Annotated in this window: 14 protein-coding genes; 5 read left to right on the forward strand and 9 right to left on the reverse strand. The window is 61.4% G+C overall.

The features are described 5' to 3' along the window. Positions 1 to 3 precede the first annotated feature (3 nt). The 5 genes from WA928_RS12115 to WA928_RS12135 form a co-directional block, all read right to left on the reverse strand. Entirely contained in the window at positions 4 to 714 is a 711-nt protein-coding gene (locus WA928_RS12115) for a response regulator (protein ID WP_424303917.1), read from the reverse strand. Position 715: 1 nt separating this feature from the next. Next, positions 716 to 3,091 (reverse strand): ATP-binding protein, encoded by a 2,376-nt coding sequence (locus tag WA928_RS12120; RefSeq protein WP_424303920.1) that lies wholly within the window; start codon positions 3,089 to 3,091, stop codon positions 716 to 718. After that, positions 3,043 to 3,609, reverse strand: a complete 567-nt coding sequence (locus WA928_RS12125) for a DUF4390 domain-containing protein (RefSeq protein ID WP_424303923.1) — start codon at positions 3,607 to 3,609, stop codon at positions 3,043 to 3,045. The genes WA928_RS12120 and WA928_RS12125 overlap by 49 nt, the downstream gene beginning before the upstream one ends. A gap of 97 nt (positions 3,610 to 3,706) precedes the next feature. Further along, positions 3,707 to 5,023, reverse strand: coding sequence for a 16S rRNA (cytosine(967)-C(5))-methyltransferase RsmB (gene rsmB / locus WA928_RS12130; protein WP_424303926.1), 1,317 nt, complete (start codon positions 5,021 to 5,023; stop codon positions 3,707 to 3,709). Further along, on the reverse strand, positions 5,020 to 5,976 hold the full coding sequence (locus tag WA928_RS12135) for a methyltransferase domain-containing protein (protein ID WP_424303929.1): 957 nt from the start codon (positions 5,974 to 5,976) through the stop codon (positions 5,020 to 5,022). Before WA928_RS12135 ends, rsmB begins: the two co-directional genes overlap by 4 nt. Positions 5,977 to 6,028: 52 nt before the next feature. On the opposite strand from WA928_RS12135, the gene WA928_RS12140 reads away from it, so the two are divergent. Both WA928_RS12140 and WA928_RS12145 read left to right on the forward strand, forming a co-directional pair. After that, positions 6,029 to 6,865: a ComF family protein gene (locus WA928_RS12140; RefSeq protein WP_424303932.1), complete on the forward strand. Its 837-nt coding sequence runs from the start codon at positions 6,029 to 6,031 to the stop codon at positions 6,863 to 6,865. An 18-nt stretch (positions 6,866 to 6,883) separates the two neighbouring features. Next, a complete protein-coding gene (locus tag WA928_RS12145) occupies positions 6,884 to 7,354 on the forward strand; it encodes a tRNA (cytidine(34)-2'-O)-methyltransferase (RefSeq protein ID WP_424303935.1) in 471 nt (156 codons plus the stop codon). Positions 7,355 to 7,361: 7 nt separating this feature from the next. Here WA928_RS12145 and WA928_RS12150 read toward each other — a convergent pair whose 3' ends face one another. The 4 genes from WA928_RS12150 to WA928_RS12165 all read right to left on the reverse strand — a co-directional run bounded on the left by WA928_RS12150 (position 7,362) and on the right by WA928_RS12165 (position 9,677). Beyond that, positions 7,362 to 8,396 carry an NAD(P)H-dependent glycerol-3-phosphate dehydrogenase gene (locus tag WA928_RS12150; protein ID WP_424303938.1) on the reverse strand — a complete coding sequence of 345 codons (1,035 nt, stop codon included), beginning with the start codon at positions 8,394 to 8,396 and terminating at the stop codon, positions 7,362 to 7,364. A 63-nt stretch (positions 8,397 to 8,459) separates the two neighbouring features. Then, positions 8,460 to 8,963 (reverse strand): protein-export chaperone SecB, encoded by a 504-nt coding sequence (secB, locus tag WA928_RS12155; protein ID WP_424303941.1) that lies wholly within the window; start codon positions 8,961 to 8,963, stop codon positions 8,460 to 8,462. 33 nt (positions 8,964 to 8,996) lie between these two features. After that, complete coding sequence (gene grxC, locus WA928_RS12160; RefSeq protein WP_424303944.1) at positions 8,997 to 9,254, reverse strand: glutaredoxin 3; 258 nt, start codon at positions 9,252 to 9,254, stop codon at positions 8,997 to 8,999. A 12-nt stretch (positions 9,255 to 9,266) separates the two neighbouring features. Further along, positions 9,267 to 9,677 (reverse strand): rhodanese-like domain-containing protein, encoded by a 411-nt coding sequence (locus WA928_RS12165; RefSeq protein WP_424303947.1) that lies wholly within the window; start codon positions 9,675 to 9,677, stop codon positions 9,267 to 9,269. A gap of 89 nt (positions 9,678 to 9,766) precedes the next feature. On the opposite strand from WA928_RS12165, the gene gpmA reads away from it, so the two are divergent. From gpmA to WA928_RS12180, 3 genes are all read left to right on the forward strand, one after another. Next, complete coding sequence (gene gpmA, locus WA928_RS12170) at positions 9,767 to 10,519, forward strand: 2,3-diphosphoglycerate-dependent phosphoglycerate mutase (RefSeq protein ID WP_424303950.1); 753 nt, start codon at positions 9,767 to 9,769, stop codon at positions 10,517 to 10,519. A 1-nt stretch (position 10,520) separates the two neighbouring features. Further along, positions 10,521 to 11,924: a murein hydrolase activator EnvC family protein gene (locus tag WA928_RS12175; protein ID WP_424303953.1), complete on the forward strand. Its 1,404-nt coding sequence runs from the start codon at positions 10,521 to 10,523 to the stop codon at positions 11,922 to 11,924. Between the two features lie 92 nt (positions 11,925 to 12,016). Further along, positions 12,017 to 13,543, forward strand: a complete 1,527-nt coding sequence (locus tag WA928_RS12180) for a S41 family peptidase (RefSeq protein WP_424303956.1) — start codon at positions 12,017 to 12,019, stop codon at positions 13,541 to 13,543. Positions 13,544 to 13,548: the final 5 nt, after the last annotated feature.

Here is a 13,548-nt window from a genome sequence, read left to right on the forward strand (position 1 = left end):
GCCTTAGCTGCCGGATTTTTTTCGGGATGTGTCGATTCCCAGTTGTTTCAACTTGCGGTACAGGTGAGTGCGCTCGAGGCCGGTGCGCTCGGAGACACGTGTCATGCTGTGATTTTCGTGCAGCAGGTGATATTCGAAATAAATGCGCTCAAACTCGTCGCGTGCTTCACGCAGGGGTTGGTCGAGGGTGATGGGGCCCACGTGTGAGCCGTCGGGAGCCGCTGCCATTACGGGGGCTGCCTGAGCCGCAGCGACAGTAGCCGCACCGCCATTGATCACCGGTGTTTGCGTAAACACGGGATCCGGAATCACCGGGCGCTCGGTACGGGTGCGCATGGATTCGGGGATGACTGGCCGGGCCAGGCCTGCCGCCACGGTTTTAAGCAGCTTTTGCAGGGTGATGGGCTTTTCGAGAAAATCCACCGCCCCGATACGCGTGGCTTCGACTGCGGTATCGACAGTGGCATGGCCGCTCATCATGATGACCGGCATATTGAGCAGCCCCTGACTGGACCACTCTTTCAGCAGGCTGACGCCATCGATGTCCGGCATCCAGATATCCAGCAGAACCAGATCGGGACGCTGACGCAGGCGGAAATCACGCGCTTGGGCGGCGTTTTCGGCGAGCTCTACTGTGTGTCCTTCATCGTAGAGGATTTCGGACAGCAGCTCGCGGATACCAATTTCGTCGTCGACCACCAGAATTCTGGCCATATTACCTCGCCTGTGTATTGTGACTATTATCCTGTGCCTGATCCCTGACGTCCAGCCGTGCGGTGCCGGTGGCCAGCCGTGAGAACAGTATCGAGATACGGGCGCCGCTCTCGGCGCGGTTGGAAATATCCACCTGGGCGCCGTGCTCCTCGACAATTTTCTTGACGATCGCCAGCCCCAGACCTGTACCGGTTGCCTTGGTGGTGACATAGGGTTCGAACACCCGGTGCAGTACTTCGGGGGCAAACCCAGGGCCGTTATCGGATACTGTCAGGCGCACCTGTGGCGGGCGGCTGGTGTCTTCCGGGTAGATGGCACGGGTTTGGACGCGCACTTCTGCCTGTTCTTTGCCCACGTGGCTTTGGGCGGCGTCCCGGGCATTGGCCAGCAGGTTGTGGATCACCTGCCGCAGCTGGGCCGGATCGCCCATGATCACCGGAAGTGTCTCGGCCAGATGCGCGTCGATGCGCAGGCCTGAGCGGGCGTGGTCGGGGTGATCGGGATCCCAGCCGTACAGCGTGAGCACGTCGATCAGCAATGCATTGAGGTCGATGTCCTGCATCTGGGCTGGTGGGGTGCGGGCGTATTCTCGGAAATCATCCACCATGCGTTTGAGGGAGGACACCTGATTGACGATTGTCTGGGTGGATCGCTGCAGCATCGCCGAGTCCTCGGGATTCAGGCGGTTGCTCAGTTTCATGGCCAGGCGTTCGGCTGACAGCTGAATCGGGGTGAGCGGGTTTTTGATCTCGTGGGCCAAGCGCCGTGCAACCTCGCCCCACGCCACCGTGCGGCTGGCCGAGATCACCTCGCTGATGTCGTCAAACACCACCAAATAACCGTCTTCGTGTCCATCCATTACCAGCCGTGTGCCGCGTGCCAGCAAGGTGATGATGTGTTTCTTGCGTTCGTTGTCTGGCGCTTCCTGAAGCTCGATTTCAAATTGCTGCTGCCAGTAGGGACGCGTGGATTCGACTGCCTCGTGGGCTGCAAACGCCTGCCGGATAAGTTGCGCGAGCGCCAGTGCACCATCTACGGTTTCCAGTGGACGGCCCTGACAGGTGCGCAGATCGATATGCAGGATGGACTGCGCCCCCTGGTTGAACAGCGTTAGGCGAAAGCTGTGATCAAACACCAGCACGCCCGAAGACAGATTGCTGAGTACCGATTCAAGATACAGATTGCTTTGTTCAAGTTGACGCCGATGGCGATCGACCATCCCTCGTGCCTCGTCCAGCTGGCGCGTCATGGCATTGAAGGATCGGGTGAGTTGCCCGACTTCGTCGCGGGCCGGGGGCTCGGGCAAGGGCCGGTAATCGCCCACCCCCACAGCTTGTGTGCCTGACGCCAGCGTCAGCAGTGGCCTGACCAGGCGTCGTGAAACCGCCAATGCCACGACGACGGCCGCAAAAACAGCCAGGATCAGGGCTAGCGTGAGCGTGATGCCATACAGCTTGCGCAGGCCAAGGCGCGACAGGGCAAGTTCTTGATAATCCTGAAACCCTTGTTGTACCTGGTTGGCATTATGTGCGATGCGTTCGGGCACTGCCTGGATGACTTGCAACCAGCGTGAGTCACTGCCCAGGCCCATGGCAGTGCCCAGGCGATCCGTGTTGGTTCCCAGGGGGATCACCACCCGGAGGTGCAATCCTGTGCTGGTGGGGCCAGAGCCAGGTTCAACGTCGGATTCGGCTGCCGAATATCCTTGAGAAACCCGCAGTTGGTTCATCACGCTGCTGGGCGGAAGATCGGGCAGAAGCTGGCCAAAGGCGGTGGAAGAAAATGCCACCAGCCGGCCGTTGCCGGTAAAGACCATGGCTTCGTCGATACCGTTGGATTCGCGCAGCGAGGTGATCAGCAGAGCGATTTCGGGATCGCTGGCATTGGCAAGCCGAGTGCCCATGCTGTGGGCACGGCCACTGAGTTCAGCCAGTTGTGCATCCAGTGCGGCCCGGCCCAGATTGAGGCCGGCCTCCAGTGCGCTGTCGACGCGGACATTGAACCAGGATTCAATGGATCGCGACATGAACTGCACGGAGAGCACGTAGATGATGAGGCCGGGCAGGATCCCGATCAGGGTGAAATACAGGGTAAACCGGGCCGTCATCCGTGCGCCAAACTGGCGACGCCTGACCTGGCGGATCAGGCGTACCGACAACATGGCCACCCATGAGATCAGGGCCACTGCCAGTACGCCGTTCAGCAGCAGAAGGACATCGTATTGCTGGGCATATCGCGACGCATTGCCTGTAGACCAGACCAGCAGGCCCAGCAGAGCAACCGCACTAACAGCGGCCACCAGCAGGGTAATGCGCAGCGCCCAGCGCGTCAGCCGCGGAGCATATCTTCGGTAAGAGAAAATGCGAAGTTTTTCCATGGTGTGTTCAGGGACCAGGCATTGCTGTTAAGCGCATCTACCTGAAATGGACGGGCCAGGCGGGAGGTATCCAGACGCAGCCGGATCTGGCCGATGTATTGCGTGCCTGGCTGCAGGCTGTGCGGTGTGCCCACGGGCCAATGGCGGATGTGCCGTACGAGGTCGAGTGCTTCATCCAGCGATGTGGCGGGCAAAGAGCGTTGGCCCACGGTGACATGCCATTGGCGGGTGAGTGCGTTGTATTGGATGCGCCAGGTTTGCTGTGTGCTGATCACGGATTTATCAAACCACCACCAGCGCGGCTGCAGAATATTGAGATCCACTGTGAAATACAGCGGAACACCCTTTTGGGCGGCGTCGTGAAGCTCATTGCCCAGGGTGAAGTCGATATCCACGTCCAGCATCAGTTGCCCCTGCGGTGCCGTGGGCTGTACGTGCGCCACATGCGCTTCGCGGCCGTATGCCACGGGCAGGAGGGTCAGCAGGCAGAACGTCAGGGCGATCAGGGAACGAAGCATGCAAAAGGGCCGGACGGAATGAGGCAGACGATGGCGTATTGTTGATGACGCGGGGCGCAAGCGCAAGTTGGCCTGCTTCTGGTGCATCGCGTCCGGCTCAGACGGGTTTGCGGATCAGGGCATAAAAGAAGCCGTCTCCAGCGCCTGCGGCCCCGGGCAGCAAGTGTCCGGGAGCAGGTAGCCGCAAGGCCTCGGGGTGGCGTGTCATGAATGCCTGGATCTGTTGCTCACCTTCTTGCGGAAACACCGAGCAGGTGGCATATAGCAAATGGCCGCCGGGTTTGAGCAATGGCCATAAGGCATCGATAATGCGCGCTTGCAGGGCAGCGGTTTGTTTAAGGTCAGTTGCGCGTCGCAGCCAGCGGATGTCTGGATGGCGGCGCACCACCCCCGATGCGGTGCAGGGCACATCGGCCAAAATGGCATCGTAGGGCCGGCCATCCCACCAGGCGGCGGGATCGGCCGCGTCTGCACATTGCAGACGGATGGTTTCGCCCAGAAGCTGCAATCGCTGCAGGTTCTCGTTTACACGCGCCAGGCGTGTGGCATCGCTGTCCAGTGCGGTCAGATCCAGACGGGCGCGCTCCAGCAGGTGGGCCGTTTTGCCACCAGGGGCGGCACAGGCGTCCAGAACCCGCATGCCATCTTGCAGGGGTAGCAGTTCGCCCGCCTGCTGTGCAGAGATATCCTGAACTGACCACCAGCCCTCAGTAAAACCAGGAATCTCGCGAACCGGACGTGGCTGTGCCAGCTGGACACCGGATATGCCCACCGGGTAGGCGGCAACCTCTGCCTGGGTAAGGCGGGCCAGGAATTCTACTCGGGAAATCTGGCGGATGTTGACGCGCAAGGTCATGGGGGGCGGACACTCGCCCGATTGCAGGATTGCCTGCCAGTGCTCGGGCCAGGCCTGCTGCATGGCCTGAATCCACCAGTCGGGGTGGTTCCAGCGTGCCAGCCCTTGCGATTGAATCTGTGTCAGCAGGGTATTGCGCTCGCGACCATAGCGGCGCAATACCGCATTGATCATATTTTTGGCCGGGCGGGTATGGTGATCGGCCGCCGCTGCCTGCACCAGTTGATTGACCAAAGTATGCCCTGCATACAGGGGTGTGCTGGGCGCCTGGCTTTGGCCATCGTCCTCGCGCAGGCGAGCCTCCAGCAGGCAAAGCCCCAGCAGCAGCATGGCTTCAGTGAGACGATTGGCTGGGCGCCGGGGTACCAGCAAAGCTTGCGCCGCCTGAGCAAAGCCCAACTGACGCATGGCGTGAAACGAGAGCGCTTGCGCTGCCGGGCGAAGATCGGCGGGTGTGCGCTCAAGGGTGTCGGAGAGCGAGCGGCCTTCGAGTACACCGCAGATGGCCTGGGCGGCAGCCAGCAACTGCTGCGCAAGCCCGATGCTGCGGGGGTTCATGTGGGTTCGTCCGGCTTGCGGGGCACCACACGTGGTGGTGGTTTGCCGTCTTCAAGGGGTTTGGCGCGTTTGAAGACCGTGACGGGAATTTCGCCCACTACCCCGCGCCGGGCTTGAACACGCCAGGCGTGCCCGTAGGCAACTTCAAGGCTCAGGTGAATGGTGCCGTCGTCGTGGCGGCGCCGCTCGAGTGCCTTGATGAGGCGTGCACGCCAGGCACGGCCAACCAGACCGGCACGACGCTGTGCGTGAGGGTTGCCGCCCAGCACACGGACGTCGTCCAGCAGCTTTTCTGCCGTTTTGTAGGTGAGGGTGATGACTTCCTGATCCATGACAGGGTCGGCAAATCCCACTTGCAGCATCAGATCGCCAAAATCGTGCATGTCCACGAATTCCATGGGTTGGGTGTCCAGCCCCGCCTCGGCGACGGCTTCGCGCAGCTCGCGCAGGGATCCCGGCCCCAGGCTGGAATACATGGCCAGTGCGTCGTTGCGCAATATCCGGCGCCATTCTTGCAGCACCAGGTGGGGTTCGGCATGCCAATGCAGAGCCAGATTGGACCACACCAGATCCAGGCTTTGGTCGGCCAGGCCGGTTTCAGCCAGATCGGATTGGATGAACTCGGGTTGTGGTGTGGGCTTGTTGCGCAGCCGGTGCCAGAACCCCGGCTTGCTGAGATAACGGGCACGGGCGGTGTCCAGCAAGGTGGTGCAGTGATCCTGGCCGATGTAATGCAGGTCGGGGTAACGGGCCCTTAAGGGATCCAGGGCGTGAGCGGCCCCGCAGCCGGCATCCAGGATGTCGTGAGGGGCGATGCGGATATAGCTGAGCCGGCGCAGCATGCGTTGGGCGATCTCGCCAAACAGGAATTGCGCGGCATCCAGTGGTGCGCGCCGGGCAAACTGGCGTGATACGGCCGTGGGGTCGATGGGAAGGCGGGGAAGCTGTGGCATAAAGGGTCAAGGCCGGCAGTGCGGCGCTGCCTTCTGTGGTGAGATGGCGGCAATGGCAAAAATCGAAGGTGACATTATGCGGCATCTGGCCAGCTGGCGCGACTGGCGGCAGTGGATTCCGGCAGAATGCCCGGCCTGTGGGGTACGGCAGGCCGGGCAGAGGATATGTCAGGCGTGTGCGGCTTGCCTGTTTGCGCACCGCCACGTGCCTCGCTGCCCGGTGTGTACCCATCCGCTTCTGGCGGGCTGTTGTCCCGATTGTCCTGAAACGCCGCCCGCCTACACACGCGTGGTCACGGCTTTCGATTACGCAGGCATCGGGCGTCAGCTGATCCACGACTACAAGGTGTGTGCCCGCCTGTCGCTTACCTGGCTTCTGGCGGATATGCTGGCGCAGGCTATCCGGCAGGCGGGGGCAAATGCCCGCATGCCAGACTGGATCGTGCCGGTACCTGCTCACGACGGTGCCATGCGTGCTCGTGGGTTCAGTCCGCCCGCAGAAATTGCACGCCGCCTGGCGCGCGAGTTTGGCCTCTGTTGCCACCTCGATGGCTTGCGTCGTGTGCAGGCCCGCCCACGTCAGGCCTCAATGACCCGCGATCAGCGCCTGCGCGCCCAAGCGGGGGTGTTTGCTGCCGGCGGAGGCCCTTCGGTGCAGCTGAAGGCGGCGTCTGTGCTGTGGCGGCCTGGCCGCTTGCGGGCGGGCAGGCCGCCTTTTTTGTCGGGCGCCTACGTTGTCGTGGTGGACGATGTAATGACCACCGGCGCTACCTTGCAGGCCGTGGCAGACGCCCTGAAGACGGCGGGCGCTGTGCGGGTGGACGGCTGGGTGCTGGCGCGCACGCTTTGCAGGCCCCTCGATCCGAGGCCTACGCTGGATCTACAATGACGCTTTTTCTGAGACCCTATGTTTCACGTCGTGCTGGTCGAACCGGAGATCCCGCCCAATACCGGTAATATCATTCGCCTGACCGCCAACACCGGCACTTTTTTGCATCTGGTTCGCCCCCTGGGGTTTCCGCTGGATGATGCGAAGATGCGCCGGGCGGGCCTGGATTATCACGAGTGGGCGCAAATGCAGGTGCACGATACGCTGGCACAGGCCTTTGAACGCATTGGTGGCGACCCCACTCGCCGCTTTGCACTCACCACCCGTGGTTCGGTGTTGATCAGCCGGCAACCGCTGCAGCCGGGCGATGTATTTGTGTTTGGCCGCGAGACGGCCGGTTTGTCTGATGAGCAGATGGCGCTGTTTCCTACGCGGCAGCGGATCCGGCTGCCCATGCGTCCGCAACAGCGCAGCATCAATTTATCCAATGCTGTGGCGGTTACCGTTTTTGAAGCCTGGCGTCAGGCTGGATATGAAGGTGGCGTGTAAAGCGCGTTTATTCGGGGCGTGCATCGCGGGCCAATAGCCTGGCCACGGCCTGGTGGGGGGGCAGGTTGGCAAACAGTACCTGGCACACAGCCTCCGTAATGGGCAAATCCACATTGTGGCGTCTCCCCAATGCCAGGGCGGCCTGTGCGCAGCGCACGCCTTCTGCGGTCATCCCGTTGGCCAGGATGCTTTGCAAGGAATGCCCTTGACCCAGGGCAACGCCCACTTGCCGGTTGCGTGAAAGATCGCCCGTTGCAGTGAGCACCAGATCGCCCAGACCAGTCAGGCCGGTAAAGGTTGCTGCACGCCCGCCCAGTGCAACCCCCAGACGCTGGATTTCTGCCAGGCCGCGAGTGATGAGGGCCGCCCGGGCATTGGTGCCCAGCCGCAGGCCGTCGCTGATCCCGCAGGCGATGGCCATGACGTTTTTTAGTGCGCCACCCGCCTCAACCCCGATGATGTCACGGGTGGTGTAGATGCGTGCCTGATTGCCGTGAAACGCCGCCTGGGCAACCTCGCCGGTGTCGGCATGGGTGCTGGCAACGGTGAGTGCCACGGGAAGCCCCTGCGCCACTTCGCGGGCAAACGAGGGGCCTGAGAGTACGCCGGCATGCAACCAGGGCAGATGCGCCAGTGAGTCGCACAGGATCTGATGCGGCCATTGCAGGGTGTCGGGGCTGATCCCCTTGCATGTCCAGAGAATATGCAGGGTGCCCGGGGCGCGTGCCGGAAAATGGCGTGCCAGGTGCCGGCAGGTTTCCGGCATCCCGGACATCGGCACGCCCAGCACAATCAAGCACTGGGTGCCTTTGGGGACATCCAGAACATGAGACAGCGCATCATCCCAGTGCGGCGTGGCGCGCAGCGAGCCCGGCAGATCGATGTCTGAAAGATAGCGGGGATTGCGGTGGGCTTGTTGTATCCCCTGCGCGGTGACCGGGTCTCGAGCCCACAGCACAGTATCGGCCTGACGGCTGGCCAGGGCGGCCAAGGCGGTGCCCCAGTTGCCGGCACCCAGAACAGCCAGACGGATAGTGGACATGATGATGTGCAGATAAGTAGCGCTGATCGGCAGGCCCTGAGGGACCTGGCCGGATGATCCAGTTTAGTTGCGCGCGCCTGGAGGGAGGATCAGGCCGGAGTCTTCGCCTTTTTCTTGTTCGCCGTTTTGCTGGGCCATGCGTTGCTCGTAGAGCGCCTGGAAGTTCATTTCGCTCAGGTGCAGCGGTGGCAGCGAGGTGCGTGTGATGGCGTCGGCCACGTTGGCGCGCAGGTAGGGGTACAGCATCGTCGGGCAAACAATGCCCAGCAGGGGATCGAGCTGGTCGGCCGGGATATTGGCGGCCTCAAAGATGCCGGCCTGGCTGAGTTCGACCAGGTAAAGGACTTTGTCGCCAATGCGGGTGGTGACAGTTGCAGTGACCACAGCCTCGAAGACGGATTCGGCCAGTTGTTCTCCACCCACCTGGATGGAAACTTCGACGGTGGGGCCTTCGGGCTCGAGGAAAATTGCCGGTGCATTGGGCATCTCGAGAGAGAGGTCTTTGACGTAGGTGCGTTGCAAGCCGAAGCTTGGGGATTGGCCGTCGGTTTGGTTTTCTTCAGACATGTGGAGTTCCGTGCAAGGGTCGGTGGAGAGGGATCAAGCCTGCAGCAGGGGCAATAGGCCGTCTGCGCGATCGAGGGCGGACAGATCGTCGTAGCCGCCAATGTGGCGTTCGTCGATGTAGATTTGCGGTACTGTGCGCCGTCCGGTGCGTTCCATCATGATGGAACGCTGGGTGGGGTCGCGATCGACATAGATTTTATGAATTTCCTGGACGCCGCGTTGTTTGAGCAGCATCTCGGCGCGTGTGCAATATGGACACACGGTGGTGCAGTACATCGTAATGTGTGACATCGAAAGACTCTATCAGGATTTTTTGAGCGGCATGCCGCCTTCGGTCCAGGCGTTCAGGCCGCCATCAAGACAGGATACCCGTTGAAAGCCGTGTTTGCGCAATTGCGTGACGGCACGGGCGCCTTCGCGGCCGTGGGCGTCTACCACGACAATCGGTTTGTCCTGGGGAAGCGTGCCCACGTGGCTCTCGAGTGTATCGAGGGTGATGTTGCGTGCTTGCGGGATGTGACCGGCCTTGAACTGCTCGGCAGGGCGAATGTCGACGAACAGGCCTTGTTCGCGATTGATCTGCTGGATGGCGTCGGTGAGGGCGATTCGTGCGTTTGAGCGTCCCTTGGACAGGGAGGGCCACAGCAGCAAGGCGCCCGATGCTAGCGCAATCAGCGCGATCCAGAGGTTGTTCTGGCCAAGTAAAAAGTCCACGGCGATTCCTGTTACAGCGGTGAGAGGGAATTGTATGCTGGGGGATTATAAAATGATCAGCTATTTTCAACTTTTCAGACTGGCAGCTCATGTACAAACTAGTCCTTATGCGTCATGGCGAGAGCCAATGGAATCTCGAAAACCGTTTTACAGGCTGGACGGATGTCGACCTCACCGACACGGGCCGCGCCCAGGCGCAACAGGCGGGGGCATTGCTTCGCGCTGAGGGTTTCGAGTTTGACCTGGCCTTTTCGTCCGTGCTCAAGCGTGCCATCCGCACCTTGTGGATTGCGCTGGATGCCATGGATGCCATGCACACCCCGATTGGGCTGAGCTGGCGGCTCAACGAACGCCATTACGGCGCACTTCAGGGGCTGAACAAGGCCGAAACCGCTGCGCAGTATGGCGAAGCGCAGGTGCTGCAATGGCGTCGCGCCTACGATATCGCCCCCGAGCCCCTGTCTCGGGATGATCCGCGTCATCCACGTTTCGATGCGCGCTATCACCGGGTGCCGGCCGATCAGTTGCCCGCCACCGAGTGCTTGCGTGACACCGTCGACCGCGTGGTGCCGTTTTGGGATGATTCCATTGCGCCAGCCATCCGTGCGGGCCGGCGTGTGCTGATATCTGCACATGGCAACAGCCTGCGTGCCCTGATCAAGCACCTGGATGGCCTGTCAGACGAAGAAATCATTGGTCTTAACATCCCCACCGGGCAACCGCTGGTCTACGAGCTCGATGCCGAGCTTCGTCCGATTCGTCATGCCTATTTGGGCGATGAAGAAAAAATTCGTGCCGCCATGCAGGCTGTGGCTAATCAGGGTAAGGCGCAGCAGGGCTGATATGCGTGTTCTGGGTCTGGGTTTGATGGTGTGTCTGGTGGCCTTGCCCGCTAGTGTTCAGGCGTCGCTGCAAACCCGACAGGCCCAGGCGCAAGAAGATCGCAAGGCGTTGCGCGAGCAGATCGAGACCGTGCAAAAGCACATTGATTCCTCGAAGTCCGCCCGCGAGGACGCCTCCCGGGACCTCAAGGCTTCCGAACAGGCCATCTCCGACATTATCCGTCGCCTGGTTGATCTGGCTCAGCGTCACGAGGCGCTGGACAAAACCCTGCAAGGGCTCTCCAACGCCCGTCAGCAGCAGATGGCTGAGTTTGATCGCCAGCGGGATGCATTGGCCAAACAGTTGCGCGCGCAGTATGCCAGCGGCCTGTCTCCCTGGACGGCCTTGCTGTCGGGTGAGGATCCCCAGGAGATCGGCCGTGCGCTGGCCTATCTGGCCTACGTATCGCGCGCACGCACCGATACTCTTCAATCCGTGCAAGAAACGGTCGATAAGCTGGCGGCGCTGCAGCGTGACACCGACGCCCGTCAGGCAGAGCTCAACACCTTGTTGGACGATACCAAAACCCAAAAGCAGGCGCTGCAAGAGCAACAACATGAGCGGCAGATGGTGCTTGCCAAGGTGCAGGCGCAGCTCGAGACACAACAGCAGCAGGCCGAGCACCTGCAGGCCCGGGATGCGCGTCTGGGCTCACTGATCAAATCACTGGATGTCGAGATTGCCAAGGCCGAGGCGCGCAGACAGGCAGCCATCAAGGCGGCTGCCAAACAACGTGCCCGTGAGAAAGCCGAGCAGGCCCGCCGGGCGCAGCAGCTGAAAGCCGAACGTGAGCAGACAGCACGCCATGCGCAAGAGATACGCGAGCAGGCCGAACGTCACGTCCGTTCTTCAGAAACCCCTGCGCAGGGCCTGACCGCGGAAGAGCAAGTGGCCTCGGCGCCAGGGGGCCAGGCACAGAAGGCAGAGCCCCGAGAGAATGCCTCCCCGGCCCCGCGCACGATGCCCGAGCAAGGGTTTGCCGGTTTGCACAAACGTTTGCCGCGGCCCGTGCAGGGTGATGTGCTGGGACGCTTTGGGGCCCAGCGGCCTGAGGGCGGCCTGTGGCGTGGTGTCGTACTGAGGGCGGCTGCGGGCACCCCGGTGCGGGCCGTTGCGCCGGGACGGGTGGTGTATGCCCACTGGCTGAGTGGTTTTGGCAATTTGCTGATTATCGACCACGGTCAACAGTATCTCAGTATCTACGGTTACAACCAGGCAGTGCTCAAGCAGGTGGGCGATATCGTGGCGCAAGGCGATGTTGTGGCCAGGGTGGGGGCCACCGGGGGACAGGTAGATCCGGGGTTGTACTTCGAACTGCGCCATCAGGGGGCTCCCATCAACCCCCAACTATGGTTGCAGCCTTAATTTCTGTACTATGTTAGGTTTGGTGCGCGTTCTTTTTGCAGCGCATCAAGCCTGAATTCAGGCACCACAAGACACTTATCCTAGAGGCGTGCATGGGCACTCGAAAAAATCGATCGTTGGGCTGGATCATGGTGGGGATGCTGGGCGGCGTATTGCTTACCCTGGGCATCACGGCAACCGCCCAAAAGGGCGAGCCCCTGCCACTAAAAAGCTTGCAGCAGTTTGCCAACGTCTATGGTGCCATCAAGTCCAGCTACGTAGAGCCGGTTGCCGATCAGGTGTTGATGGATGACGCCATCAAGGGGCTTTTTTCTGATCTCGACCCCCACTCTGTGTATCTGGACGAAGAAGCCTACAAACAGATGCAGGATATCACCCGTGGTGGCTTTGGCGGGCTGGGCATCGAGATCGGTACCCAGGACGGCATGCCCAAGGTGATCGCGCCTATCGAAGACACACCAGCTGCCCGGGCCGGAATCCTCACGGGCGACCTCATCACCGAAATCGATGGCGAGCCCACCAAGGGCATGTCGCTTAATGATGCAGTCAAAAAAATGCGGGGCGAGCCCGGCACCCCGATCGTCCTGACGGTTCAGCGTGCGGGCAGCAACAAGCCGCTCAAGTTTCATATCGTGCGCGAAATGATCAAGACGCGCAGTGTGCGCGGCAAGATGCTGGCACACAATATTGCCTACGTGCGTATCAGCCAGTTCCAGGATCGCACCACATCCGATCTCGTAAAAATGCTGGCAAGCTTTGGCAAAAAGCAGGCCCCCAAAGGCCTGGTGCTTGATCTCCGCAACGACCCGGGGGGGCTGCTGGATGGCGCTATTGGCGTTACCTCGGCCTTCATAGAGCCCGGCAAGCTGGTGGTGTCCACCAAGGGCCGCATTCCCTCGTCCAACGAAGAGTTCTACGCCCGCCCGCTCAATGGCAGCCATGGTATGGACGCCGGGGTGTCATTGCCCAGCTGGGCACGCACCGTGCCCATGGTGGTGCTGGTTAATGTGGGTTCGGCCTCTGCCTCGGAGATCGTGGCTGGCGCCTTGCAGGATTACAAGCGGGCCCAGGTGGTGGGTAATCGCACCTTTGGCAAGGGTTCGGTGCAGTCGGTGCTGCAATTGGGCAAGGACACCGGTATCAAGCTCACCACAGCACGGTATTACACGCCCAGTGGCCGCTCCATCCAGAACACTGGGGTAACCCCCGACCACATCGTGGACGATAGCGCTGCGGGCAATCTGTTCCGCATGGAGCGGGAGGTCGACCTCCAGCACCATCTGGCCAATCAGGCGGCTGGCCAGGCGGCCAAGGCCGAAGATGAAGACAGCTTTGTCGAGGGTGAGATCAAGATGTTCGAGTTTGGCGGTGCCGACGACTGGCAATTGCAGCAGGCGCTCAACGCCTTGCAAGGCCGCCCGGTACTCAAGCTGGATCCTCTGCTGGCGAAGCAGCAGAAGGCCAAGGCTAAGGACACCAAAGACAGCGCCTCCAGCACGCCTGTCACGGCACCGCAGCCCCAACAGGCGCCTGCTGAAAAAAAAACCCTGAATGACGGGCCCGAGACCCCGGTTCAGCGTTACCGGATTACACCGGATGGTTTGATCAGGCTTCCATGAGTGTT

The organism is Castellaniella sp. (genome assembly GCF_049651205.1).
Lineage (GTDB): Bacteria > Pseudomonadota > Gammaproteobacteria > Burkholderiales > Burkholderiaceae_B > Castellaniella.

Excerpts from the sequence above, each read along its gene's own strand:
- WA928_RS12180 (WP_424303956.1), top strand. The coding sequence starts at position 12,017 with ATGGGCACTCGAAAAAATCGATCGTTGGGCTGGATCATGGTGGGGATG.
- WA928_RS12125 (WP_424303923.1), bottom strand. The coding sequence starts at position 3,609 with ATGCTTCGTTCCCTGATCGCCCTGACGTTCTGCCTGCTGACCCTCCTG.
- rsmB (WP_424303926.1), bottom strand. The coding sequence starts at position 5,023 with ATGAACCCCCGCAGCATCGGGCTTGCGCAGCAGTTGCTGGCTGCCGCC.
- WA928_RS12145 (WP_424303935.1), top strand. The coding sequence starts at position 6,884 with ATGTTTCACGTCGTGCTGGTCGAACCGGAGATCCCGCCCAATACCGGT.
- secB (WP_424303941.1), bottom strand. The coding sequence starts at position 8,963 with ATGTCTGAAGAAAACCAAACCGACGGCCAATCCCCAAGCTTCGGCTTG.
- WA928_RS12150 (WP_424303938.1), bottom strand. The coding sequence starts at position 8,396 with ATGTCCACTATCCGTCTGGCTGTTCTGGGTGCCGGCAACTGGGGCACC.
- WA928_RS12120 (WP_424303920.1), bottom strand. The coding sequence starts at position 3,091 with ATGGAAAAACTTCGCATTTTCTCTTACCGAAGATATGCTCCGCGGCTG.
- WA928_RS12135 (WP_424303929.1), bottom strand. The coding sequence starts at position 5,976 with ATGCCACAGCTTCCCCGCCTTCCCATCGACCCCACGGCCGTATCACGC.
- WA928_RS12175 (WP_424303953.1), top strand. The coding sequence starts at position 10,521 with ATGCGTGTTCTGGGTCTGGGTTTGATGGTGTGTCTGGTGGCCTTGCCC.
- gpmA (WP_424303950.1), top strand. The coding sequence starts at position 9,767 with ATGTACAAACTAGTCCTTATGCGTCATGGCGAGAGCCAATGGAATCTC.
- WA928_RS12115 (WP_424303917.1), bottom strand. The coding sequence starts at position 714 with ATGGCCAGAATTCTGGTGGTCGACGACGAAATTGGTATCCGCGAGCTG.
- WA928_RS12140 (WP_424303932.1), top strand. The coding sequence starts at position 6,029 with ATGGCAAAAATCGAAGGTGACATTATGCGGCATCTGGCCAGCTGGCGC.
- grxC (WP_424303944.1), bottom strand. The coding sequence starts at position 9,254 with ATGTCACACATTACGATGTACTGCACCACCGTGTGTCCATATTGCACA.